This window comes from Microbacterium sp. NPDC008134 (assembly GCF_042957055.1).
Taxonomy (GTDB): Bacteria; Actinomycetota; Actinomycetes; order Actinomycetales; family Microbacteriaceae; genus Microbacterium.
This window is the reverse complement of record NZ_JBIBHO010000001.1, coordinates 487358-512041: the sequence shown is the minus strand read 5'-3', so window position 1 is coordinate 512041 and position 24684 is coordinate 487358. Positions and strand designations below refer to the sequence as shown.

The window sequence follows — 24684 nt, the reverse complement described above, 5'->3', positions numbered from 1 at the left end:
GCCGAACGCCCGTCGGGCCAACGGGGAGGACTACCCATCCGGGTCAGACCCCGAACGTGCCCGCCTCGAACTTCGTCAGCTTGCGATGCGTATAGGCGATGATCGCGTCGAAGTACGCCTCGAACGAATCGAAAGCCTCGATGATGCCCGACGGGTCAAGGGAAAGCACCTGACCTGCCACCTGACCATCGACCACCGGCATCGCCGCATAGAACGGCATCTCAAAATCGACCGCGATCGGCAACAGCGTCGCCGACGAGAACCCCTGCTCCCGCGCCTGCGGAGGAGCAGAATCGATCCACGCCGTGAACACGTCACGGTGCTCACCCGAGGCGAGCTGCTCGACACTCAACAGGTCCTGCGTCTCGAAGAACGCCCTCCACCCATCCGCCGCCGCCAAGAACGAACGATGCCCCGGATCAAGACGCAGACCAGTGCCCTGCTCGTACGCATCCAACCGCTCCGGCGGCGCAGCCACCGACGGCAACGTATACGGGAAGATGCCATCGACATCATGCCGCGCGATCTGCTCCTTCACCCGCACCAACTCCACGATCCGCGGGGCCCAATCGATCATCATTCCCTCACTACGAACATGGTGGGATTGAAGCCCACCGGATAACGGTTCACCTGCCCCGCGAGGCTGGAGTTGACACGACTAGTGTAGTCACCCCATCCGGGCGGAGTACCCTGCCCCACCCACGTGGAATCCGGCACATGCGCGACGACACCCTGATACGGAGCGCCCGCGTTGGCCGCCCGAATGCGCTCGGCACGCGCCGCATCACGCGCATCGGCGGCGATCTCCCCCCTCGTCGTCACTCGTCCCGAACTCGACAGCTGTCCATCGGCGAGATACTGATTGCTGCGATTCACATAGTCGTGGAACTGAGCAACCTCTGCCGGACTCGCCCCTTCCGGGACGTTGAAATGAACCGGCCCGTCGCCGTTGGGGTTCGGGAGATGCGGCCCATGAGGCGTGTTACTCCCCGGGGTGTCGATGCGGTCGACGCTGGTCACGCCGTCGCGGTTGCGAAGCTGCTTGGCCTTGAGGCCGTCGACCATGTCGCGCAGCTGCCGCATGTGCACCGGCGCATCGTCCAGCGCCCGGATGATCGGGCGGAAGATCTCGTCTCCGATTTTCGCCATGACGCTCAGTCCCCCGTGATGTTCAGACTCGACAGATCACCGGCGAGGCGATCCACCAACGACTCGATATCCGACGCGTGCATGTCGAGGTCGCCCTCCGCGGCCTCGAGCGCCTGCAGATCGGCGTAGAACTCGTCGGGATCTCCCGCGACGGCCTCGACCACCGGCGCATCCAGTGCCGCCATGATCACTCCCGGCAGTTCCTCGGCCAGCGGCTCGATCACCATCGGCAGCACCTGGTTCAGCGCCTGCTCCACCGCGATGTCGACGGCGGCGTTCAGCAGCCGCTTCTTGATCAGCAGCATCGGGCCGGCGCCCGCCGCCGTCACTGGATTCGTCAGCATCGCCACCAGCGCGATCATCGTCGTCGTCACGTCCGCGATGACCTTGATCTTGAGGCCCGTGACCACACCGGCGGCGATATCCATCCCCGCCGGGACAGGACCGAGCAGGTCCAGCAGCTTCTGCAGATTCTGCGACCGGTTCGAGTTCCAGGCCGCCACGAACGCCGGCCCTGCCTGGCCCCGCATCGCGGACGCCAGATCTCCGTTGACCTTCCGATCGACGGCCATCAGACGACCTTCGAGCTCGTCCCGAAAGGTTCCGATGATCTGCGCCCCGCGGCGCACCTCGTCCTCGTCGATATCCGGCCAGTCGAACCCGAGCTTCTCCATCACCCAGATCAGCTCGTTCGGCAACATCATCCCCATAGCAACACCTCCTGCACAGACTGTACGGGGCGAGCGGTTATCCACACCATGGGTAGCAGTCCCCACCCAGCACGGACCGCCCACGCACCCACGAAAAAGCTGCGGCCCGGTCAGGAGACCGAGCCGCAGCCCTGGTGAAGCACGTTCGGGCTCAGCCGCCGGCGAGCTCCGAGTCCTTGTCGCGGATCGAGTCCGCCATACGGTCCAGCGCCTGCGCCATGTCGTTCACGGCCTCCGCCGCGTCATCGAGAGACGCGGTCAACTCGCCGTACGCGGTCGAGTATGCCTCCGACGCGTTCTCCGTCTTGAAACCGTCCTGCACGAGGTCGTCGATGACGCCCTGCAGCTCCTTCAGCGTGTCGGTCACCGTGCTGCGACCATCGCGCAGACGCGCCGCCGCGCTCTCCATCTCGCTGTACGTTGCCCCGAAATCATGTCCGGCCATGAGAAACCGCCTCCGAATCGATCATCTTCAGGCCGTGGTGACGACCCCTTGCGAAAAGGTTAGCCAACAATGCCGACCGAGCAAACGGGGAGAGGTACCCATGCACCGCTCCCCGTTCGCGTCATGCGCCGGCCGGCGTCTCGGGCACCAACGGCATCTGCATGGTGACCGCTCGACCCGCCTGCACGAAGATGCCTCGACCGACCGGGAAGTCCGAGCGCTTGACGCGCCCGAACGGCGTCTTGAAGATCGCCTCGCCGTCGTAGGTGTCGGGCTTGAGCACGATACCCTGACGGCCGGTCTTCCACTCGCCGAGCACACCGATGCTGCCGCTCGCGCGGCTGATCTCGGCCTCGCCGATGAGCAGATGGTCGCTGTTGTTCATCGCCTGCAGCAGCGCGCGCATCGGCCGGTCGGCCGGTCCGTCGGCGAGGTGCGGCATGTCCTCGATCACGATGAGGATGCGACCGGCCGTCGCATCGCTGACGACCAGCTCGGCGAGCTCCGTCGCGAGGTCCTTCTCGTCCTCGGGCTTGATCGCGCTCTTCACCCACGGACGGAAGTCCTTGAGCTCGGAGCGCCGGTTGCCGAAGTGGTACATCCGCACGTTCGGGTCGAAGCGCTCCATCGCGACGACCAGCGAGCGCAGCGCATTCGTGCGACCGGACGACGGCGGCCCCGAGATGACGAACGAACCGATCGGTTCGAACGGATGCGGCGCGAGGGTGTCGTCGGCGACGCCGAACACGGGCATCCCGTTGACCGTCGCCGGCATCTCATCGATCGGCACCATCGTGGGCAGCGCACCGATCTCGGGCAGATCGCGCACGCCTTCGGCGCGCAGGCGATCACCGAGCGCCGCGAGGGCCTTGGTCTGATCGACCACGTTGGCGGTCCCGCCGAGGACCGCGATCTGCGCCTCGTGGCCGTCGACCACCGCGCGACCCGGGCCCGACTGCTCGTCGAGGATGTCCCGCGGCGCACCCAGCAGCATGTACTGGCTCGGGTCTCCCATGCGCAGGATCACACGGCGCGAGATGTTCGCCGCCACCGCGCTCGGCACCGCGTTGCCGCGGTCGGCCGTGATGACGGTGTGGATGCCGAGCGTGCGGCCCTCACCGAGAATGCGCATGAAGATCCGGTAGAACGGACCGCGGCCGGGAGCGACCTCCCAGTCCTTCTTGAACTCGGGATAGTTGTCGATGAGAACCAGGATGCGCGGCATCCGCGGGTCCCGCAGCTCGCGGTACTCCTGCACCGATGCGGCGCTGGCCGCCGAGAAGGCGGCCGCACGACGATCCATCTCGCCGTCGAGCGTGCGCAGCAGACGCTGGATGCGCTCGACGTCGCTGCCGTCGACGACGGATCCGACGTGCGGCAGGGTCGCCAGCGCCCCTAGCGCACCCGAGGCGAAGTCGAGGCAGTAGACCTGCACGCGCCCCAGATCGGGACGCATCCCGGCAGCGGTGGCGATCGTCTTGAGTACCGTCGACTTGCCCGATCCCGATGTTCCGTACACGACCATCGAGCCGTCGCGGTCGGGAGAGAAGACCGCCGCCTGCTGCAGCTGCTTCTCGGGCACGTCGGTCAGCGCGATCGGGATGCGCGCGTCGCCCTCGTTCGGCAGATCCACGAGGTCGACCAGAGGGGACAGATCATCCAGCCACGGTCGGCGCGGGCGCTGCAGACGCGCGCGATCGGCGGCGTCGATCAGCGTCGACACGATCCGCTTCTGGTCGTTCGGGCCGAGGTCCTCCTCGTGCACCTCGGACTCCTCGAGCCCGTCGGCCTCCCAATCGCTGCTCGCACCGAAGCGCAGCTCGGCGACGCGCACGTCGGCCGTGGTCGACTCGTCGTCGGTCGTCCATCCACCCGCGTACGCGGACTGGAACGGCACCAGGCGACCCGGGCCCGTCTTCGCAATCGCGCGACCGGGGATGGATGCCGGGAACGTCGCCGCGATGCCGTCGTCGACCACGTCGCGCGAGTCGGCCTCGTCGGCCATACGCAGCGCGATGCGGAGGTTGGTGTTGGCGCGCAGGTTGTCCTTGATGACACCGGCGGGCCGCTGCGTCGCCATGATCAGGTGAATGCCGAGAGAGCGTCCGCGCTGGGCGATGTCGACGACGCCGTCGACGAACTCCGGCATCTCCGACGCGAGCGCCGCGAACTCGTCGATCACCAGCACGAGCGCGGGCGGGCACTCGGGGTCCTGGCGCTTCTCGAGCTCGAGCAGATCCTTCGCCTTCTTGCGGTTGAGCAGGTGCTCGCGGTGCTGCAGCTCGGCGCGCAGGCTCGTGAGCGCGCGGCGCACGAGGTGCGGGCTGAGGTCGGTGACGAGCCCGACGCAGTGCGGCAGCTCGACGCAGTCGGCGAAGGCCGACCCGCCCTTGTAATCGACGAAAAGGAAGGTGACCCGGTCGGGACTGTGCGCCGCGGCCATACCGAGCACCCACGCCTGCAGGAACTCCGATTTTCCGGCACCGGTCGTCCCGCCGACGAGCGCGTGCGGGCCCTGCGTGCGCAGGTCGAGCGCCATCGCGTCGCTCGCGCCCTGGCCGATGATCGCGCGCAGTGTTCCCGACTTCTTCAGGCGCGGGCGCGGTGCCGTCGACCGGTCGACGATCGTGTTGTTCTGCCGCCAGCGCTCGATCACCACCTGGGGGTCCTCGGCGATCGCCGGGTCGACCAGCTGCAGGAACATCACGGAACCCGGGATGTCGGACGAGTCGTGCATCGCGGTACTCGCATCGACCACCGGGGAGAGCCGTCGGGCGAGCATCTGCATGTAGGCGTTCGAGACGCCCTCGACCCGCACGTGCTCGAAGTTCTCGCCGTTGCGCACCAGGCCGACCCGGGCGTCGTCGAGCCCGGTCGTCACGTCGATGTAGCTGCGGCACACCGCGGGCAGCGACTCGACGGTCGGCGAGACGAACACCGCGTGCACACCGTGGTCGGCGCCGCGCTCGAGCACCTCGGTCAGTCGACCGCGGTCGACCGGGGCGTCGCTCGTGACGAAGACGATCACCGAGATCGGCGGCGTGCTCTTGTGCTCGGCCGCGGCACGCGAGACGTCGGTGCCGTAGAGGAGCGGGTTCCAGTCTTCCTTGAACGGGCCGCGAGGCTCCCCGCCACCGGCTGCGTCGGCCGCGCGCGAGACGTGGCCCTCGAGCGTGCTCAGCAGAGCGGATGCCGTGGGCGCCGAGTCGGCCAGCGAGATGTCGCGGAACGGACTGCGCTCGCTGGAGGTGTGCGGCATCCACTTGAGCCAGTCCAACTCGGGCGTCCACGCCGAATCGGCGAAGGCCACCGCGACGACGTCGTTCGGCGCGTGCAGACCGAACAGCTGCACCGCGATCCCGCGCATCGTGTCGGCGACGGGGCCCGGCGCACCCGCGATGCCGACCGATCCGGCATCCGCGAGGGTCTCGAACACGGGCACGTCGTCGACGAACTCGTACCGCTCCCGCAGCCGGTCCACCCGATCGATGAAATCGGGTAGGCCCTCCGGGGATTCGGCGTCGTCGATGCTGTTGCGCGCGGGGAGCCGACAGCTTCCCAGCCGCAGCCCCAGATAGTTCCAGTGCTCGGGCCGGCGGGTCCACAGCAGCGGCCCGAGGCGCATCGCGTGGTCGAACACCTCGGCGACGGGCGGGGCCTCGGCGTTGCGGGCCGCCTCCTCCTCGGGCTTTCCGCGGAAGAAGTCCTCTTCGAGCTGTTCGTACTGCCGCTCGAAGAGGAGGAACTCGTGGTTCTCGCCCTTCTTGCTCTGCGCGGCCTGGTTGATGATGTTTCCGAACGCCATGAGCGGCGTCATCACGATCATCAGCAGCGAACGCGGGTTGCCGTTGAGCGCGTAGAGCGCCATTCCCATGAGGATCGGCGCGATCAGGATCGGCCACGGGAACATGCGGCCGATCTTCTCGGTGGGCAGGCGCGGCACCTTGAACAGCGTTCCCGGATAGCGCACCTCGACGCGCGGGCTGCGGTTGAACATGAGTCCGCCGCCGCGCTCGATGATCGGGTCGTCCGTCGCCGTTCCGTCGAACGAGCGCACCAGGCGCAGTACCAGCGTCGTGCCGCCGATCACGAACGGCTCGCCCTCCTCGATGCGCACGCGCTGCACGGCGAGACCGTCGACGAGCACACCGTTGGCGGAGTTGAGGTCGACGACCTCGATGTGTGCGCCGACCTCGAGGCGCGCATGGCGCTTCGACACCATCGGGTCGGCGAGCACGACATCGCTGGCAGAATCGCGCCCGATGAACACGTGGCCGGCGGCGATCGGGAACTCCTGCCCCGCGAGGGGTCCGCTCGCGGCGACGAGCACGCCGACGACATCGCGCTGACCCGAGAAGGAGTAGTTCGGGCCGTGGTTGATGATGGATGCCGCGAACCCCGAGCCGATGGCGGCTTCGCCGATCGGCACGTCCGGTTGCAGCGGAGCGAGACGCTCACCGGTGGGCGGAGCCACGGCGAGGCTGAGCACGTCACCCTCGGAGTACGGGATCGCGCGCGTCGGGTCCGCGGCGGCGATGTGCCGCGCGACGTCGCCCGCCGTCGCCGTCGAGTCGGTCTTGACGACGATGTCGACGGGGTCACCGCCCTGCCGGTGCAGAGTCAGTTTGAGCCTCATCGTTCTCCCCCGGTCTCGCCGCGCACGTCGGCGGCGGTCATCTCTCGGTCACGGTGCTTCATGCGCGCACCACGGCGAACACGCGGTCGCCGAGGCGGATGCTGTCGCCCTCCGTCGTGGCGACCACGGTGCCCGCGGGCATGGCCAGGTCGATACCCCCGCGGATCAGCGCGGACCCGTTGGTCGAATGCAGATCGATGACCTCGAGCCCGCCGTCGACCGGGCGCACGAGCATGTGCGTCTTCGACAGGGAGCGCGTGTCATCGTGGAGCGGCACCGCGTGCGCACCCGGATGCGGTGCCGCATCGGGGTTGCGACCGAGCAGCACCGGAGCCTCGATGACGAGGGTCTCGCCCGTGTCGAGGTGAAGGGCGAAGCGCGCGGGTCGGGCTGCAGGCGCGGGAGCCGCCGCGGGCGCGGGAGCCGCCGCAGGCGCGGGGGCGGCAGGAGGAGGGGTGGGCGCCGATTCGGCGGCTGGCGCGGCAGGGGCCGGAGCGACCGGCGCAGGAACCACCGGCACGGGAACGGCCGGTGCGGGTGCGACAGGTGCCGGTGCGGCGGGTGCGGGCGGGACCTGCACGACCGGCGCGGCCGGCACGACCGGCATTGCCGGCGCCGACGGGCGCTCGGCATCCGGGGCGCGGTAGCCCCCGAGAATCGGCTTCCCAGCCTCACCGGGCACGGCGTCGGCATCCGCTGTCGGGGTCGCGAGCGAGAGTCCCACTGCCGGCCGGTCGTGCGACTCGTGCGGCCGGGCGACGCCCAGAACGCCGGCGCTGACGCGCCCACCGGGGCGGTACTCGGGGCGCACCGAGGGGTCGACGGGCGTCGCCAGCGACGGTAGCGCCGAGCGCTCCGGCCGCGGGTCGGCCTTCACCATCTTGCGGGCGACGCGCATCCGCTTCTCGTCGTAGGGGTTCAACCCCTTGCGCACGTCGACGAGCCATATGCCCGCCGCCTTGTCATGCAGCCCCCGGCCGCGGCCGTCGGGGTCGAACGTCGGCGACGCCAGCATCAGCGCGGAGCCGAGCACCGGCACGATCCCCGCGGCCGCGACCACGAGATAGCGCAGCAGGACGGGGGCGACCTTGGGCCGTTCCAGCGTGCGCACGTTCACCGAACGGATGCCCGCCACAGCCTTGCCGATCGTCACGCCCCGACGCCCGTGCAGCACCAACTGCACGACCAGTAGCACGAGGCTCAGCACGGTCGAGATCGAGGCCATCACCACGGCGAGCACGAAGTCGGGGTGGTTGAGGAAGCCGTACGGCGAGATCGCTCCGGTCGCCAGCTTGAGGAGCAACGGCACGGCGCCGATCCACAACGGCAACTGGAGCAGCACCCAGATCGCGATGTCGACCACGAACGCCAGCGAACGGCGTCCGAACGGAGCCCTCAGCAACCCGAGCGCCGTGGCGTAGGCCGGATCCGGCCGGCCCGCCGCGTCGAGTCCTTCGATCGTCTCCGTCTTCTCGTCGATCTCCCAGATCACTCCACGCACCCCCGCACCGGCTCCGAGGCTCGTCCGTCGTCACGCCGCAGCATCACTTCGATGCACACGGTCTCGCCCGGAGGGCTCTCGATCTGCACCGTCGACTCCTCGATCTGCTTCTGCTCGCCCGTGTCGTCGAGGCGCACCTGGTGCCAGAGATACGTGTCGCCCTCCTGCGGAGACGGATTCGTCCAGGTGAAGGTGACGGTCGCTCCCTCGCGCGTGCCGGTGGGCGCGGCGAGCGTCGGCACCACATCCGGCACGACGTCCTGCGGCTGCGCGTCTTCGGATGCCTGGGGCGCGGGCTCTGGTTCGAGACCTGCGACGAGGAGGTTGAGTCCGACGATCCCACCGATCACGAGCACCACGGCCGCGGCGGCGAGACCGACCCAGAGACCCGTGCGCGAACGTCGCGGTTCCGCGGCGGCCGGTGCCGACGGGGCGCCCGGCGCCTGCGGGACGCCCGGGGACGGAGCGGCTCCCGGAGCCGGAGGGGCGGGGTGGAACGGAGCCCCCTGGGGGGCCACGACCTGGGGCGGACGCAGCAGTGTGGGCTCGTCGTCGTACACGGGCGGCGTCGCGGGTGCGGCCGAGGGACGCAGTTGGGTCTGCTCGAACGCCGCCGGTGCGACCGGCGCATCGAATCGCGGCACGTCGGGTGCGGGGTACGGGGTGTGGCGCTGCGTCGTGGCCGACGGGCGCGTCGAGGTCGCGACATCCGGATCGATGCTGACGACCTCGCGCACGCGGGTCAGGCCGTCGTCGTCGTCTTCGAGTTCTTCCGGTGACGGATGCTCGTCGACGATGTCGATCGGGGTGACCGAGTGCGACAGCTCGATCTGCACCTTCTGCAGCGCCCGCGCGAACGCCACCGCGCTCGGGTAGCGGTCGTCGGGATTCTTCGACATGGCGCGCTCGAGCACCCGCTGCAGGCTCTCGGGCGAATCCGGGCGGCCGAGGCGCGGGAGCGCCGCTCGTTCGATGCGCTCGATGAGGTCGGCACTGGAGTTGCGCTCGCCCGGGCGCTCGAACGGCGACCGTCCGGCGAGCAGCGTGAACAGCGTCGCCCCGAGTGCCCAGACGTCGGTGCGCGGACCGCTCGTGGGCGGCTCGGCGAACGATTCGGGCGGAGACCACGGGATCGACATTCCGGATGCCTCGGTCGTCGCTCCGGTGGTGGACGCGATGCCGAAGTCGGTGAGAGCCGGCCGGTTGTACTCGGTGACGAGGATGTTCGCGGGCTTGATGTCGCGGTGCAGCACACCGGCGCGGTGCGCCGTCTCGACCGCTCCGGCGACCTGCACGCCGACGCGCAGCGCTTCGGCCACCGAGAACGATTCCTTGCGCGCCCGCAGTTGCAGGTTCGGACGCGGGCAGTACTCCATCACGAGATACGGGCGGCCGTCGCCCGCGACGCCGGCCTGGTAGATCGTGACGATCGCGGGGTGCGTCGAGAGCATCGCCATGACGTTGGCCTCGTCGGCGAACTCCTGGGCGGACGCGCTCGAGATGCGGTCGGCGAGGAGCACCTTCACCGCGACTCGGCGTCGCGGCATCTCCTGCTCGTAGAGGAAGACGTCGGCGAACCCGCCCGTGCCGAGCGGTTCGACATAGGTGAAACCGGGGAGGACGGGAGGCGCGGACGGGCGCCGATTCACGGCAGATCCTCGAAGGCGACGGTGATCCCGTCGCCGAGATCCACCACGTCACCGGTGAGCACGAGCGTCTGCTCCCCCGGGTGCAGGCGCACGGGGTCGGCGCCGGGGCGCAGCAGCGTCGATCCGTTGGTCGTGTGCAGGTCGATCACGACGACGGTGTCACCCTCGGGGCGCACCTCGAGGTGGCTGCGAGAGATGTCCTGCTGCGGGCTTTCGACCGCGATCAGGTGCGGGAGGCTCGCCCCGCTGGCCCGCGTGGAACGCGGACGTCGTCCGATGATCACGGTGCGGTCGAGTTCGACGACCTGTCCGCTCGACACCCGCAAGCGGCCGGTGGTCGAGCCGTCGGATGCCCCGGCGACGGGCAGCACCGCGGTCGGCGTCTCGTCGGCCGAAGCCGGCTGCTGGCGCAGGGCGCGCAGTTCGGCGGCCGAGATCGTCGCCCCGTCGTGGTCGCCCTGAGCGGGGAGTGGCGGCACCGGTGGGGCGGCGGGCTCCGGCACGCCGCGCTCCGGAGCGGTGTGCACCGTCTCGCCGAAGAGCTGGTCGAAGAGGTCGTCGTCGTCCGGCGTGATCGTCTCCGTGGGCACGAGAGTATGCCCATCTATGACCGAGACCGGACCCGACTCCGCCGACTGTTCGGGGATCTCCTCGGTCACCGGCGACGCTTCGGGCGCGGGTTCTGGGGACGCCGAATCGACGGGCGCCGGTTCGGCGGGCTCGGGTTCGGCAGGCTCGGGCGCGATCGCCTCTGGCGCGATCGCCTCGGGCAGCGCCGTTCCCGGCGCCACCGGCGGTGCGACCACCGGAGGGGGCGTGACGACCGGCGGTGCGGCCGCCACCGGAGGGGCGACGACCGGGGGAGGCGTGACCTGCGGGGGCACTGGCACGGTACCGACGAGCGGGGCGCTGATCGCGGCATCCGTTCCGAGCGCGGCTCCCCCGAACAGGGCGAGCGGCACGGCGGCGGCTGCGAGCGCCGACGCCGAGGCACCATCGTCCGTCGCGACGACGACCGGCGCGGGGCCGAGCGCTCCCGTCAGCGGGGCGGCGTCGGCGGATTCGAGATCGGCGCTTACTGCGGCCGCCCGCACGATACCGGTATGCACTGGCAGGCCGGCCTCGCCCTCGACGGACTCGACCGTGATCTCGATACGCGTGGCTCCGCCGACGAAGCGCTCGCTCCACGTCGTCACCTCGGCGCCGGAGAGCTCGTGCGCGCCGTCGGCCGCGGTGACGCGGGCAGCGACGCCGCCGCGCAGTGCGATACGCACATCGGCACCCTCCGCGACCGCCGCGACGAACGGCGGCAGTGCGGTGAACGACCCGCCTGCCTGCGTCGTGAGCACGTCGACCACCGTCGCCAGCGTCTTGTGCGCCGGAAGGCGCTCCCAGAGGGTGGACACGACCTCGGTCGGAGCATCCGGCGGCAGCGCGACGAGCGCGCCGGGGATGACGAGCAGATTCCAGTGGCCCGGGCGATAGATGGTCTGCATCAGCGACCCCCTCCTGCGGCTTCACGCGGACGCGTGTTCATGTCGATGTCGTCGTCGGTCGCGAGCAGCGTGCCCGGCCGCGAGGCGACCGAGACGGCGTCGGCGACGATGACGGTGATGTTGTCGCGCCCGCCGGCGGCGACGGCCGCCTCGATGAGCGCGTCGGCTGCGCGCTGCGGGTCGGGCGTCGTGCCGAGGATGTCGCGGATGCGGGCATCCGACACCTCCGAGGTGAGCCCGTCGGAGCACACGAGCATGCGATCGCCGAGCTCGGCCGGGAACATCCAGTAGTCCGCGTCGCCGGTGCTGGAGGCCCCGATCGCGCGAGTGATGATGTTGCGGCGGCGGTCGGTGAGAGCATCCTGCGGTGTGAGCTCCCCTGCCTCGATGAGCTCCTGCACGACCGAGTGGTCGACCGTGATCTGCTCGAGCTCGCGGTCGGCGAAGCGATAGGTGCGCGAGTCGCCGATGTTCACCGCGAGCCAATAGCCCATGCCGTCGACGTCGGCGATCACGACGCCGCTCAGGGTCGTGCCCGCGCGGCCGTTGCCCGTGGTCGACAGTTCCTCGACCCGCTCCCGGGCTGTCGCGAGCGCCCGGCGCACATCATCGAGCGCGAGCGCCGTGCGCCCGATCGAGGAGGCGAACTCGGCGATCACGGCCGCGCTCGCGCGCTCCCCCGCCTCGTGCCCGCCCATGCCGTCGGCGACGACGAAGACGGGCGACGTCGCGAGGTAGGCGTCCTCGTTGAGCGGTCGGCGCAGCCCCGCGTGCGTCGCCGCACCCGACGTGACGACGAGCCCGGGCCTCATGCGTAGCCTCCGACCGTGACGATGCGGTCGCCGATCTCGATGGCGTCGCCGAGCCGAACCGGCACGCGCTGCCCCGGCGGGCAGGCGATGCGCTGACCTTCACGCACGATCGTGGTGCCGTTGGTGGAGTGCCGGTCGAGCACCCAGCCACCCGAGGTCTCGGCGGCGGCCTCGAAGTGCGTCCTCGAGAGCGAGAGCGTCTCGTCGCGCACGGCGACGGTCGCCGCACCCTCCTCCGCGGCGGGGTTGCGACCGAAGATCGTGCGGCGCGAGACCGAGACGCGCGTGCCGTCGTCCCACGTGAAGATGAGGCGGTGCCCGGGGATGCTGATGCGGGTCGACTCGACGTCGGGGTCCTCGACCGGTGCCGGGGCGGGAGCGGGCGCCGAGGCGACGGGCACAGCCGACGGAGCTGCGGGCGCCGCGGTCGGGGCGACCGGCTCGGGAGCGGCGGGCGCTTCTGCGGTGGGCTCTGCCGCCGCCGGGGCCGGAGCCGCGGTCTGCGGCGGTTGCGGCGGAGCATCCTGCGTCACACCGGGGACGAAGGCGATCAAGTCGCCGCCCTCGCCGATCGGCGCGGCCGGCGCCGCGGGGGTCGCAGGAGCCGGGAACACGGGTGCCGACGGCGAGTAAGCGCCTGTCGGAACGGGCGGAGCCTGTGGAACCGCTGCCGCGGGAGGAGCGGACGGCGTCTGCCCGGGGGCGACCGGAGGCGCATACGGCGAGACCGGGGTGTGCGCGGGAGCCTGCGGAGCCGGAGCACCGTACGACCCGGGGTGCGGAAGACCCGGGATCGCGGGCGGCTGCGACGGGGCCACCGGCGCAGGATACGCCGGGAACGCGCCGGTCGGGGCCGAGACCGTCGGCACCGCGGTGGTCGCCGGGGCCGTGATCGGGGTGATCCCGCCCGGGGCACGCGCATCGAGCATGAGCGAACGGCCGACCTTGTCGTGCCAGCCCTGGAAGCGACCCGACCCGTCGAACAGCGGCGTGAAGTAGCCCACGACGATGCCGGCGGAAAGACCGAAGATGATGTTGCGCAGGAGCGCCCGGCCGAACCCGATCGGCGATCCGTCGGTCTCCGACACGAGTCGCACGCCCTGGGCCCGCATACCGATCGACCCTGCACCTGCCTGCATGTTCGTGTAGACGACGAACCAGCCCAGCAGCACGAGGCTGACGAGAGGCCCCCCGATGGTCACCGTCATCAGCGATGCCTCGAGCCCGCCCGAGAGAGCGGTGGCGACGCCGAGCACGACGCTCAGCACGATCGCCAGGCCGCCGGCGATCAGCGCGTCGATGAGGTACGCGACCGCGCGCCGGGAGATCGGGGCGATCTGACCGAAGGGGAGCTGGGTCATGGGGTCTCGCTCTCGGAGGCGGTGGTGCGGTCGTTGTTCTCGATCGTGCCAGGTTCCCGGCCCGCTCGCGCGTTCGAGGAGTCCGCGACACGGGCGGCGGCGGCATCCTTCAGGCTCTGGAACCCGTGCGACAGGGCCGTTCCGCCGAGCAGCGAGCGCAGATTCGCCCGCGCCTTCCAGCGTCTCCAGAACCCGGCTTCCTTGCCCAGACCGCCCACGATGTCGTCGACCTCGCTCCAGAACGCCTCGACGTCGGCGGGCGTGGGCTCGGTCGGACCGAAGATCTCGGCATCCGCTCGCTGCGCCAGTACGGCCGCGTTCGGCACGTCGAGCGTCGCGACGACGGTCGCGGCCTCCTCGACGCGCGTTCCGCCCGGCGCGATCCGGGCGCCGTAGTCGGTAGCGCGATCGGTGAGTTCGTCCCAGCCGCCGCTGATGCGGTCGGAGGTGCGCGCAGCGGTGCGACGCGCACGGCGCTTCGCCGCCTTCCACGCCCCGATCACGATGAACGGCGAGGCGAGGATCGCGAGGATCGCGAGCGTGATTCCGCCGATCGCGAGGATCGCGCCCAGGATGCCGAGGATGTTGAGGGTCTCGTCCTCGGACTTGCGGTCGTCGGGCAGCGTCGGGGGCAGGTCGACCGGCTCCTGCGGCGGGGGCGGCGGCTGCAGCACCTGCGGCTTCGGGTCGACCCGCGGCTTGGTGTTCTGATCGTTCGGCACCTGGTCCTCGGGCGGGGTCGGGTTGAACGGCAGCCACCCGAGCCCCTCGAAGTTCACCTCGACCCAGGCGTGCACGTCGTCGCCGGTCGCGGCGAACTCCGCCGCCTTCGCGTCCTCCTCGTCGGGGTAGTACCCCATCACGACACGGGCGGGGATGCCGACCTCACGGGCGAGCAGCGCCATCGCGACCGCGTACTGCTCGTCGTCGCCGATCATCTGGTCGCCGCCCACGAGCGTCGAGATGCGCTCCGCCGTGTGGCCCGCGCGCGAGATGACCTCGCCCTCGAGGCCGTGGCTGAAGAACCCGCCATCCGCGAGCATCGTCTCGAGTGCACGCACCTGCTCGATCGGCGACTCGGCATCCGCGACCGTCTCGGCCGCGAGCGAGGTGAGCTCCTCGGGCACGTTGCTCTGCTTCGGCTGGTTCACGTTGCCGAACGCGACCTCCGCGAGCCGGTCGTCGTCGACCTCGTTCGGGATCACGGTGTCGACCGTGTACGTGTCACCGGCGGTGAGCCGCGACGTCGCCACCGCAGTGCCGGTCTCGGTGTTGTAGAACGTGCCCCGACGTAGCTCTTCGGCGCGGTCGCCCGTGTACTCGATCTCGGAGACGGCACCGGCATCCGGCACCCACACCCCGCTGTACTCGGCGATCTCGACCTGCAGCGTGACCGGGATGCCCTCGGCCTCGGGCGACATGTCGGAGCGCAGCGGCGTGAACGCGCTCGACGACCCCGGTCCACCATCGGTGACGTTGTAGACCATGCCGTCGAACTGGTCCATGACGGCGATGCGGATGCGCGCGTTCTCGGGCAGCCCCCGCACGGTGAAGAGCGTCTTCACCTTCTCGTCGCGCACGTTCTTGCGGAACGCCTGCAACGGGCTCGGATAGTCGCGGATGTCGAACGGCGGGATGATCACGTCGCGGAACACGTGGCGCGTCTCGGCCGGAGCGGCGATGGCCGACGACGCGATGCCCGCTCCCGCGGCGATGGCGAGCACCGCTGCACCGGCCAACAACCGGCGCAGGCGCATGTGCGCCGCGCGCGACGGGTCGACCTCGCTCACCGACACCGCCGAGTTCTGCGGAGCCCACAGTTGACGCAGCGCCAGCCAGGCGATGGCCACGACCGCGAAGACGAGTCCCTGCACGACGGGGAACGCGGGCTCGGGAGTACCGAGCGCGATCACGAGCACGAGCAACGTGCCCGCGGGGATCAGCGCCCACGCGACGTTCGACAGTTTCAGCGCCAGCGAGGCCGTCACGGCCGAGGCCACGAGCGCGAGCAGGAACGGCACGATCAGGTGACCGTCGGCCGCCGACACCGGGGCGACGGTCGTGAGCATCTGCTTCCACGACGTCACCACGCCCAGCGCGAGCTGCTGGAGGGTCTCGAGGGTCGGCACGAAGCCGGCGATCGTCGTGGCGGGCAGGGCGAGCGCACCGCCGAACACGAAGTACACGGCAACCGTGAGGCCGGCGATGATCAGAATGCCCCAGCGACGCCAGGCCGAGACCGCGGCGACCGCGAGACCGAGCAGGAGACCCCCGATCGCGGCGGGAAGGAACGAGCCGCCCGCGAACGTCGGCCAGAACCCGAGGAGGATCGCGCCGACGAGCAGTGCCGTGGCGACGAGATCGAGGATCCAGCGGCGCAGCGGCAGCGTCGCCGGAGCCGTGGGGATCGCGGGGGCGGTCATGCGAGCACCTTCTGCAAGGCGAGGGGGATCTGCTCGAGGGCACCGATCGTGACGACGTCGGCCTCGCCGATGCGCCGCAGTTCAGGCGAGGCGAGCGTGGAGTCGGTGACGATGGCGAGCGCGCGCGCTCCGAAGGGCAGGCGCGAGCAGGCCAGCCGGAGGTCCTCGGTGCGCACCTTCGAGCCGCACACGAGCACGACGATGCTGGCGAGCGGCATGCTCGTGGCGAGCACGCCGGCGAGGTCGGCGATGCCGCCGTCGCGGGGCCTGGAGTTCTCGACGGCCGAGAGCGAGTCGAGCAGCTGCTTACCCGTGCTCGACGGCAGTTCCCTGCCCTGCACCCGCATGTCAACGCGCTGTGAGTCGCGCAGCGCCCGCAGGCCGATCGAGCCGGCCGCCGACACCGCCAGCTCGAAGTCCTCGTCGCTCGCGTAATCGCCGGTCGAGCGCGACAGGCCGATCACGAAGTGCGAGCGCCGCGTCTCCTCGTACTGGCGCACCATCATCGTGCCGGTGCGCGCGGTCGACTTCCAGTGCACGTGGCGCAGGTCGTCGCCCGGCTGGTACTCGAGCAGGGCGTGGAACGACACGTCGTCGCGCGACAGGTCGGCCGCCGGCATCCCCTCGAGGTCGCGAAGGAAACCGAGCGACTGACCGTCGAACAGGATGGTGCGCGGGTGCACGAACAGGTCGACGGGCTCGTCGCTGCGGCGAGCGCGCTCGAAGAGGCCGAGCGGATCGCCGCGCACGACGCTCACCGGCCCGACCTTCACGACCCCGCGCTTCTGGGTGGGGATGGCGAAGAGCTCCTCGGCCTCGGCGCCCGGAGCGAGGCGCTGGATGCCGAACTCACCACGGCCCGACCCGACCGGCAGCACGACACGCGAGGGCAGGATGGCGCGGGTCCCGAGGTTCGCGAGCTTGAGGGCGCCGATCGCGCGCTCCCCCACCACGACGCGCGTGCGAGCGAGATCGAGCGAGACGTCGTACGCGGTGCGTCCGATGAGGAACAGGGCGCAGAGCACGAGCACGATCGCGATCACGAGGGCCGCGATCGTGAACTCCGCCCACCCGGCGATCTGCCCGAGGACCCAGAACCCGATCGCGAGGCCGATGAGCACCCACGCGAGCGGACGCACCGCCTGCGCGATGAGACGGAGGCGCGCGAGCATCCGCACACCGACGACCGCCGCGATGTCACGCCATCCGGCGTCGCGGTCGATCGTGGGCTGCGTGCTCTGCAGGGCCTCCGTGGTCATCAGGCCGCCGTTCGCGCCTGCGGGGCCGCGACGGCGTCGAGGACGCGGGCGATCACGGTCTCGCTCGACGTGCCGGCGAACTCGGCCTCGGCGTCGAGCAGCATCCGGTGCTGCCAGACGGGACGGGCGAGGGCCTTGATGTCGTCGGGCAGCACGAAGTGGCGGCCGTGGGCGGCGGCCCAGACCTTCGCGATGCGGATCATGGCGATCGCACCCCGCACCGAGACGCCGAGGCGCGTCGCCTGGTCGGTGCGGGTCGCCTCGGCGAGCTCGGCGGTGTAGCGCAGCACGGCGGGCTCCACGTGCACCGTGGCGGCGAGGTCGGCCATGTCGGCGACGGCGCTGGTGGTGATGATCGCGGCGAGGCCGGCGGACGGATTGCGGTCGGATGCCCCGGCCAGGATGCTCTCGGTGACGGCGAGGTCTGGGTAGCCGATCGACGTCTTGATGAGGAAGCGGTCTAGCTGCGCCTCGGGCAGCTTGTAGGTTCCGGCCTGCTCGATCGGGTTCTGCGTCGCGATCACGAGGAACGGACGCCCGGTCTCGTGCGTGACGCCGTCGACCGTGACTCGCGACTCCTCCATGACCTCGAGCAGCGCGGACTGCGTCTTCGGCGAGGCACGGTTGATCTCGTCGGCGAGCACGATCGACGCGAAGATCGGGCCCTTGTGGAACTCGAACTTGTGCTGCTGCTGGTCGTAGATCGTCACGCCGGTCACGTCGGACGGCAGCAGGTCGGGCGTGAACTGGATGCGCGTGCTGGTGCCCTGCACGGTGGCGGCGAGCGCCTTCGCAAGGCTCGTCTTGCCGGTGCCCGGGGCGTCCTCCAGCAGAACGTGGCCTTCGGCGAGCATCGCCGAGAGCACCAGACCGACGACCTCCTGCTTGCCCTGCACGGCCTTGTCGACGTTCTCGACGAGACGGTGGAAGGTGCCCTGGAACCAGGTGGCCTGTTCGGGAGTCATGGTCATGAGTGTGTCGTTCCCTGTTCTCGTGGGGGTGCTTCGCCTGCGGGGGTGTCGTGCGGGGTCATTGCCAGGTGCGGCGTTCGTAGGCTTTGCCGTCGAGCACCACCCACGCGTCGATCGTGCCGCGGCGCATGCCGAGGTAGCAGCCGATCTGCTGGTCGATGTTGCCGTTGCCGTCGGTCGTGATATTCCGGCCGCCGAACGTGCCGCCGTACGGTGCCGGGGCGTTGCTGGCGCACTGCAGGTACATGGTCTTGTTGGCCGGGAAGTCCCGGCCCGTGACGTAGAAGTACGCGCAGGTGCCGTCGTTGCAGTTGTCCTGTCCGTTGGCGTTGCCGGTCGAGGTGACCCAGGCACGGGGGTCGGGCTTGGGCCCGGAGGTCTCGCTGGTCGAGCGCGAGATCGTCTGCCCCGCGCTGTCGGTCACGCGCACGGTGATGGAGTGCGTCTGGCTGTACCCGTTGCCCACCGTGCGCGAACCCGTCGCGCCGACGCCCTCCCAGCCGTTGCCGACGTTGATCTCGACGGATCGCAGATCTCGCCCGTTCATCGACTGGTTGCCGTTCCACTCGAATGTGACGCTCGTCGCGTTCTGACGCGACGAGAGTCCCGGCTGGCTGAGCGGTCCGTACGGCCGACCCGAGCGGGTGGCGGAGCCGTCGCTGGCGTAGGTGGTGCCGTCGACGGTCGAGACCGAGCGCAGGACCACGTTGTAGGTCGTGCCGTTGTTCAGCCCGGTGATCACGTTGTTGCCCGGGATCGCCGCCCAACTGCCGCCGCCGTTGAGCGAGTACTGGTGCTGCACCTCGCTGCTCTTCGCGCCGTTGAGCGCCCCAGCGGTCCACGAGAGCGTGAGCGCGCGATCGCCATCGGCGACCGACGAGAACGACGGTGCGCTGGGCTTGTTCACGCCGCGGCGCGGGGCCGACATCGGGCTCCACTCGCCCCAGCCTGCCTTGTTGATCGCGCGGATGCGGTACGTGTAGGGCGTCTCGGAGGTCGCGACGGTCACCGCCTGGGTGCGCGCTCCGGCATTCGGGGTGAGGGTGTTGCGGAGCGTGTTCCCCTCCCACACCTCGAGCTGGAAGGAGTCGATCGCATCGCCGTTGGCGCTGCCCGGCTCCCACGAGACCTGCATCTGCGCCTGGTTGCCGACGCCCTGGATCTCGGCGGTCGTGGGCGCGGCGGCGGGCAGCGGAGGCCCGGCCGGGATCTCGGATGCCGACCACCCGCTCCAGCTCGACGGCTCGGGCGCGCGGTTGTGCGCCTGGACGCGCACCTGGTAATTGCCGCCGTTCTCGAGGCCCTCCCAGGTCATCGAGTTGCCCGTGACCTGCTTCTGCGTCACGCCGGACGGCGGCGCGGGCGAGATCTCGAGCGTGTAGCTCTCGACCGGCGATCCCGGGGTGGTGGGCGTCTGCCAGCTCACGTCGAGCGACTTGTCGCCGAACACGAGGGTCGGGGGGTTCGGGGTGTCGGGGCGCGCGTCCGGGCGCGCGAGCGCCGAGCCTCCCGAGGGCTCGGACTCGCCGACGCGGTTGGTCGCGGTGACCTGGAACGAGTACTCCACGTTGTTCGTGAGGCCGTCGAGGGTGCAGGTCGTCGACGAGCACTCCTTCGAGTACGGGTTGCCGGTCACCGAGCGCACCGTGTACTTGGTGATCTCGGCACCGTTGTTCGACGGCGCCGAATACGAGACGACGACGGTGCGGTCCTGCACGCTCGACACGGTCGGGGTGCCCGGGGCATCCGGCACGCCCTGCACGGTCACGATGATCTGGCCGTTGGCCTCTCGATCGGGATCCTTCGTGGCGTCCTGAATGCGGTAGCGCACGACCATCGTTCCGACGAAGTCGGCGGCGGGGGTCACGACGACCTCGTCGCCCTGCACCTCGGCGCCGCCCGACCCGGACTCGGTCGCGGCGTTCATGAGCTTGAGCGGCGTCTCCGGGAACGGGTTGTAGTCGTTCGCGAGCACGGGAACCGTGATGCTCTTGCCCTGGTCGGCTTCCGAGATCGTGTCGGTGTTGGCGGCGGGAAGCGGTCGAGTCGAGGCCCCGACGCGCACCGTGACGGTGCCCTCGACGGGCTCCGTCGTACCGTCGGAGATCTCGAGCTTCAGCGAGGCGACCGTGCCCTTGGCGACGTCGGATCCCGCTTCGACGAGCAGCTCCTGGCCGTCGATGCGCGCGCTGATGCCGTCGCCCGCGCCACTCACGTACCGGTACGTGTGCACGCCGGCGTCTTCGGGATCGGGGTCGGTCGTCAGCGGCACGAGGTCGAGGCTCGTGGCGTCCTCGCCGGCCGCGACGACCATCTCGGTGCCGATGAACTCCGGCTGCTGGTTGTCGGGCGGCAGCACGTTGATCGGGATGCTGAGGGTGGCCTTGCGCCCCTCGGGATCGTCGGGCCCCGTGCCGTCGGTGACCTCGAAGGTGAGCGCATCCTGGCCGAAGTAGCCGTCGGCCGAGGTGTAGACCAGCGTGGTCTCGTCCTGCACGAGGTCGTCGCCGTTCGCGTGCACGGCGCTCACGCGGGCGTGCTCGGTGATGCGGGCGGTGCCACCGCCGGCGACCGTCACGTAGTCCGCGAGCGGCACTTCCTTCGTCTCGCCGCTCATGACCTCGAGCGGCTCGGTGGAGTCGAGGATCGGGCGCAAATCGGATTCGGCCGGCACGAAGATGAAGGCGGATGCCGCGAGACCGTCCTGGTCGGTGAGGGTGTAGCGGATGAGCTGGAGCTCCTCCGTCACGGTGACCCGCACCATGCCGTTCTCGAGCTGCGTGGCTCCCTCGCCGAGCGTCACCTCGAGCCGATCGGTGGTGCCGTCGGGGTCTTCGTCGTTCGCGAGGATATCGATGTCGGCATCCATCGTGCCGTCGGTGAGGTCGGTCGGCCGCACGCGGTCATCGCGCGCGATCGGCGCCTGCAGGGGCACGTCGTCGTCGACCGTGATCTGCAGCGCTGCGCTCGCGGTCGCGCCGCGGGAGTCGCGGATCGTGTACTGCAACGAAGTCTCGAGCGCGCGGTCGGGAGCCTGCACGAGCACGCGGTCGCCCGAGACGCGCGCCTCGATGCCGGTGTCGGTCGGGACCTCGAGGCCGTCCTCGACGAGTGTGATCTTGTCGCCCTCGGGATCGGAGTCGTTCTCCATCACCGGCACCGCGATCTCACGACCGGGGCGCACGACGACGGCATCCTTCACCGCGTACGGCGCCTGGTTCACCTTCTCCGCCGGTGCGATGCCGACGCGGATCGTGGCGATGCCCTCCTTGCCGAGACGATCGCGCACGCGGTACTTGAACACGTCGACCCCGGCCGAGCCGTCGAAGGCCTCGTAGGTGAAGTAGTTCTGCGCGGTCTCGGTGATACGCCCCTTCGTGGGGTTCGACGCGATGTCGATCAGCTCGACCGAGTCGCCGTCGGCATCGATGCCGTCGAGCGGCACCGCGATGTTCGCACTCGATCCGGCGAGCACGCGTGCGACGAGGTCCTGCGGGCGCGGGGCGGCGTTGGTCTCCTCGTCGATCGGCAGGATCTGGATCGTGACGTACCCGGCATCCTTCTGCTGACGCGAATCGACGGCCTCGTAGGTGAGGTAGACGGTCTTCGCGACCGGACCCGCCTTGAAACGCACCGTGTCCTGCGACACGAACGCCTCGCCGTCCTCGGGGTCGACGAGCGGCTCGACGAGCTCGGGCTCGAGGTGCAGCACGTCGTCGTTCGGGTGCGTGTCGTTGTCGAGCACCGGGATCGTGACGACGTCGCCGGCACGGACGGTCGCGGTGTCGTCGTTCACCACGGGCTGGAGCAGCTTGTCGGGTGCCGGGATCGGGATCACCACGACCTCGCCCTCGGCCGACTTCGAGCCGTTCGAGATGCGATAGGTGATGCGCGCCTGGTCGGTGAGCGCTCCCTGATCGGTGATGCGCAGGGTCTCGTGGTTGATCACCGACACCGAGATGCCGGAGTCCTCCTCGATCGACACCGACTGCACCACGAGGATGCCGCCGGCGGGATCGACGTCGTTCGCCAGCACACCGACGAGCACGTCGCCACCGGTCGGCAGCAGTGCCACGTCGCGCACGGCGACCGGCGGCAGATCGGTCTCGGTGGCCTCGAGCACGTCGACGCGCACGATGCCCTCGCCGTTCTCGGGACCGGCGGTAGCGAGGTACAGCACGTAGTAGGTACCCGGGTTGTCGGCCGAGAAGGTGAAGGTCTTGTTCGGGGCGTCGGGCAGCACGGTGGCGCCGGGCACCTCGCTCACGCGTCCGAGACGCAGCGGCTCGCGGCCCGAACTCGTGTCGTTCGCGAGCGGGGCGACCGTTACCTGCTCGCCCACGCGGGTCACGACGTGGTCGGCGTTGGTCTTCGGCTTCGTCGATCCCTCGGGGCGCACGTCGAGGGTGAGGGATGCCGTCGCGCTCTCGCCGTATCCGTCGGCGACGGTGACCTGCACCTCCTTGCGGCCCTGCAGGCTCGCGGTCGCCTTGTAGGTGATCTGGCCGTCGGTGCTGAAGTCGACCTCGTCACCCGGAGCGGGAACGACGTCCTTCAGGTAGACGTCGTCGCCCTCGGGATCGATCCAGTCCGGGAGGATGTTGTACGAAACCGTGCCGCCGGTCTCGATCGTGAGGCTCGTCTTGCGCTTGGGCGCCGGCGCGGTGTTGATGCTCTCGTCGTACACCGTGAGCGTGACGTTCGCGGTGTCCTTGCCGCCGCGGCCGTCGTCGGCCTCGTAGGTGAAGGTCGTCGAGCCCTTCGCGTCCTCCGCGACGGCGATCTGCAGCGATCCGCCGTTCTGCACCTGCTGGATCTCACCGATCGACGGTTGCGCCTCGGCCAGCGTCGCGACCAGCACGTCGCCGTCGGGGTCGTTGTCGTTGTCGAGCACCGGGAGCATGGTCGTCACGCCCGGACGCACGCCGAACGTGTCGTCCTCGGCGATCGGAGGGGTGTTCTCCTCCTTGCGCTCGGGCAGGGTCGTCTCGACGGTCTCCTCGGTGGAGTCGTCCTCGTTCTCGGTCTCGCCCTCGGGCGGCGTCAGGTCGTTCCAGTTGTCGACGCGCTGCAGACTCTCGTCGGCCAGCCAGGCCGCGCCGCCGACGGCGTCGTTGAGGATGATGACGTCGCGATTCACGCGGAACACGAGGCTCTGCGACTCCTCGGCGCCCTCGACCGTCGCGTTGACGTCGTTCGTGCTGCCCGGGCACTCGCGGATGAACGTCGCCGTTCCCGCCCACGCGCCGTAGGTGCAGCCGCGGAGCCAGACCGGGGCGGTCGGGATGCCGGTGCCGCCCGCGGCGGTCGTGGTGGCCTCGCTGCCGTCGAGGGGCAGGCTCACCAGGGCGTCCGGGGTGGCGATGGCGACGGCATCCGTCTCGGCGGATGCCTGCTGCAGCACCGCCTCGTTCGCCCCGGGGAGTTCGGCGCGGAAGCCGCCGGGCGACGTCACGACGCCGGCTGCGGCGTCGAGCACGACGGGTGTGCGACCGACCGCGGTGATCGTGGGGCGCGCGGAGGTGTCGATCTCGCCGACGGAGGCGGCCGAGGGGTCGCCCGCCTCGCCCTCGGCGTCGACCGGGATCGTGACGACCTCGCCGCGCTCGGCCGAGAGCCCGAAGACGGTGCCGTCGGTGGCGACCACGACGTCGGCGTCGGCGCCGAGCTCGGCGACCGGGTCCTGCACCTCGGGCTCGAAGCCGGGTACGCCCTGCACGGGCACGACCCAGAGTTCGCCGGTCTTCTGGTCGAGGATCGCCGTGGTGCGGTTGCCGAGGGCGACCTTGGAGGCGGCGGGGATCGCGGCCGAGTCGCCGAGGGCTACGCGGGCGGGATCGACCGCGGTCATCGTGGAGGCGCTCTCGTCGACGACGAGGATGTTCGTGGCGTCCTGCAGGATGTCGTAGTTCTCACCCGTGGTGCGCAGGCCGCCGTCGAGCACCGTGGACTCGTGGTTGAAGTGGCCGACCAGCAGGCTCGACGTCTTGGTGATCCAGACACCGCCGTCGTTCAGGTCGACCTTCGTGGTCGGGAAGCCCTCGTAGGTGAAGGCCATCGTGGTGATCGCGATCACGCCGACGGTGACCCCGGCGGCGGACGCCAGCGTCTTCGGTCGTGCCCGCATCCACGACAGCGCCTTCATTCCGTGCTCCCCCCACAGGTCCGTGCTCGACTCTTGCCGGGCGGCCTCGGCCGCGCGGCGCACCTGAACATCCTAACCGCGTGCCGGAATACCAACGCATGGGGAGAGTTCCCCATGCAGTTCGCCG

The 24684-nt window shown here is 70.2% G+C and carries 14 protein-coding genes; all 14 read right to left on the bottom strand.

Annotated features, from left to right (window positions below):
* Positions 1–43: 43 nt before the first annotated feature.
* Complete coding sequence (locus ACFY9N_RS02370) at positions 44–577, bottom strand: hypothetical protein (RefSeq protein WP_391476671.1); 534 nt, start codon at positions 575–577, stop codon at positions 44–46.
* The gene (locus ACFY9N_RS02365) at positions 577–1149 is read right to left on the bottom strand and encodes a hypothetical protein (protein ID WP_391476670.1); all 573 of its coding nucleotides are present in this window, start codon (positions 1147–1149) and stop codon (positions 577–579) included. Before ACFY9N_RS02365 ends, ACFY9N_RS02370 begins: the two co-directional genes overlap by 1 nt.
* A gap of 5 nt (positions 1150–1154) precedes the next feature.
* Positions 1155–1904: a hypothetical protein gene (locus tag ACFY9N_RS02360; protein WP_391476669.1), complete on the bottom strand. Its 750-nt coding sequence runs from the start codon at positions 1902–1904 to the stop codon at positions 1155–1157.
* A gap of 106 nt (positions 1905–2010) precedes the next feature.
* Complete coding sequence (locus ACFY9N_RS02355) at positions 2011–2304, bottom strand: WXG100 family type VII secretion target (RefSeq protein ID WP_391476668.1); 294 nt, start codon at positions 2302–2304, stop codon at positions 2011–2013.
* A gap of 121 nt (positions 2305–2425) precedes the next feature.
* Positions 2426–6940: an FtsK/SpoIIIE domain-containing protein gene (locus ACFY9N_RS02350; RefSeq protein WP_391476667.1), complete on the bottom strand. Its 4515-nt coding sequence runs from the start codon at positions 6938–6940 to the stop codon at positions 2426–2428.
* A 58-nt stretch (positions 6941–6998) separates the two neighbouring features.
* Complete coding sequence (locus ACFY9N_RS02345; protein WP_391476666.1) at positions 6999–8432, bottom strand: RDD family protein; 1434 nt, start codon at positions 8430–8432, stop codon at positions 6999–7001.
* Complete coding sequence (locus ACFY9N_RS02340) at positions 8429–10090, bottom strand: serine/threonine-protein kinase (RefSeq protein WP_391476665.1); 1662 nt, start codon at positions 10088–10090, stop codon at positions 8429–8431. Before ACFY9N_RS02340 ends, ACFY9N_RS02345 begins: the two co-directional genes overlap by 4 nt.
* On the bottom strand, positions 10087–11586 hold the full coding sequence (locus ACFY9N_RS02335; RefSeq protein ID WP_391476664.1) for an FHA domain-containing protein: 1500 nt from the start codon (positions 11584–11586) through the stop codon (positions 10087–10089). Before ACFY9N_RS02335 ends, ACFY9N_RS02340 begins: the two co-directional genes overlap by 4 nt.
* Complete coding sequence (locus ACFY9N_RS02330) at positions 11586–12398, bottom strand: PP2C family protein-serine/threonine phosphatase (RefSeq protein WP_391476663.1); 813 nt, start codon at positions 12396–12398, stop codon at positions 11586–11588. The genes ACFY9N_RS02335 and ACFY9N_RS02330 overlap by 1 nt, the downstream gene beginning before the upstream one ends.
* Positions 12395–13759 carry an RDD family protein gene (locus ACFY9N_RS02325; protein WP_391476662.1) on the bottom strand — a complete coding sequence of 455 codons (1365 nt, stop codon included), beginning with the start codon at positions 13757–13759 and terminating at the stop codon, positions 12395–12397. Before ACFY9N_RS02325 ends, ACFY9N_RS02330 begins: the two co-directional genes overlap by 4 nt.
* Complete coding sequence (locus tag ACFY9N_RS02320; protein WP_391476661.1) at positions 13756–16182, bottom strand: transglutaminaseTgpA domain-containing protein; 2427 nt, start codon at positions 16180–16182, stop codon at positions 13756–13758. Before ACFY9N_RS02320 ends, ACFY9N_RS02325 begins: the two co-directional genes overlap by 4 nt.
* On the bottom strand, positions 16179–17441 hold the full coding sequence (locus ACFY9N_RS02315; RefSeq protein ID WP_391476660.1) for a DUF58 domain-containing protein: 1263 nt from the start codon (positions 17439–17441) through the stop codon (positions 16179–16181). The genes ACFY9N_RS02320 and ACFY9N_RS02315 overlap by 4 nt, the downstream gene beginning before the upstream one ends.
* Positions 17441–18412, bottom strand: coding sequence for an AAA family ATPase (locus ACFY9N_RS02310; protein WP_391476659.1), 972 nt, complete (start codon positions 18410–18412; stop codon positions 17441–17443). The genes ACFY9N_RS02315 and ACFY9N_RS02310 overlap by 1 nt, the downstream gene beginning before the upstream one ends.
* A 58-nt stretch (positions 18413–18470) precedes the next feature.
* Positions 18471–24620 carry an Ig-like domain-containing protein gene (locus ACFY9N_RS02305; protein WP_391476658.1) on the bottom strand — a complete coding sequence of 2050 codons (6150 nt, stop codon included), beginning with the start codon at positions 24618–24620 and terminating at the stop codon, positions 18471–18473.
* Positions 24621–24684 lie beyond the last annotated feature (64 nt).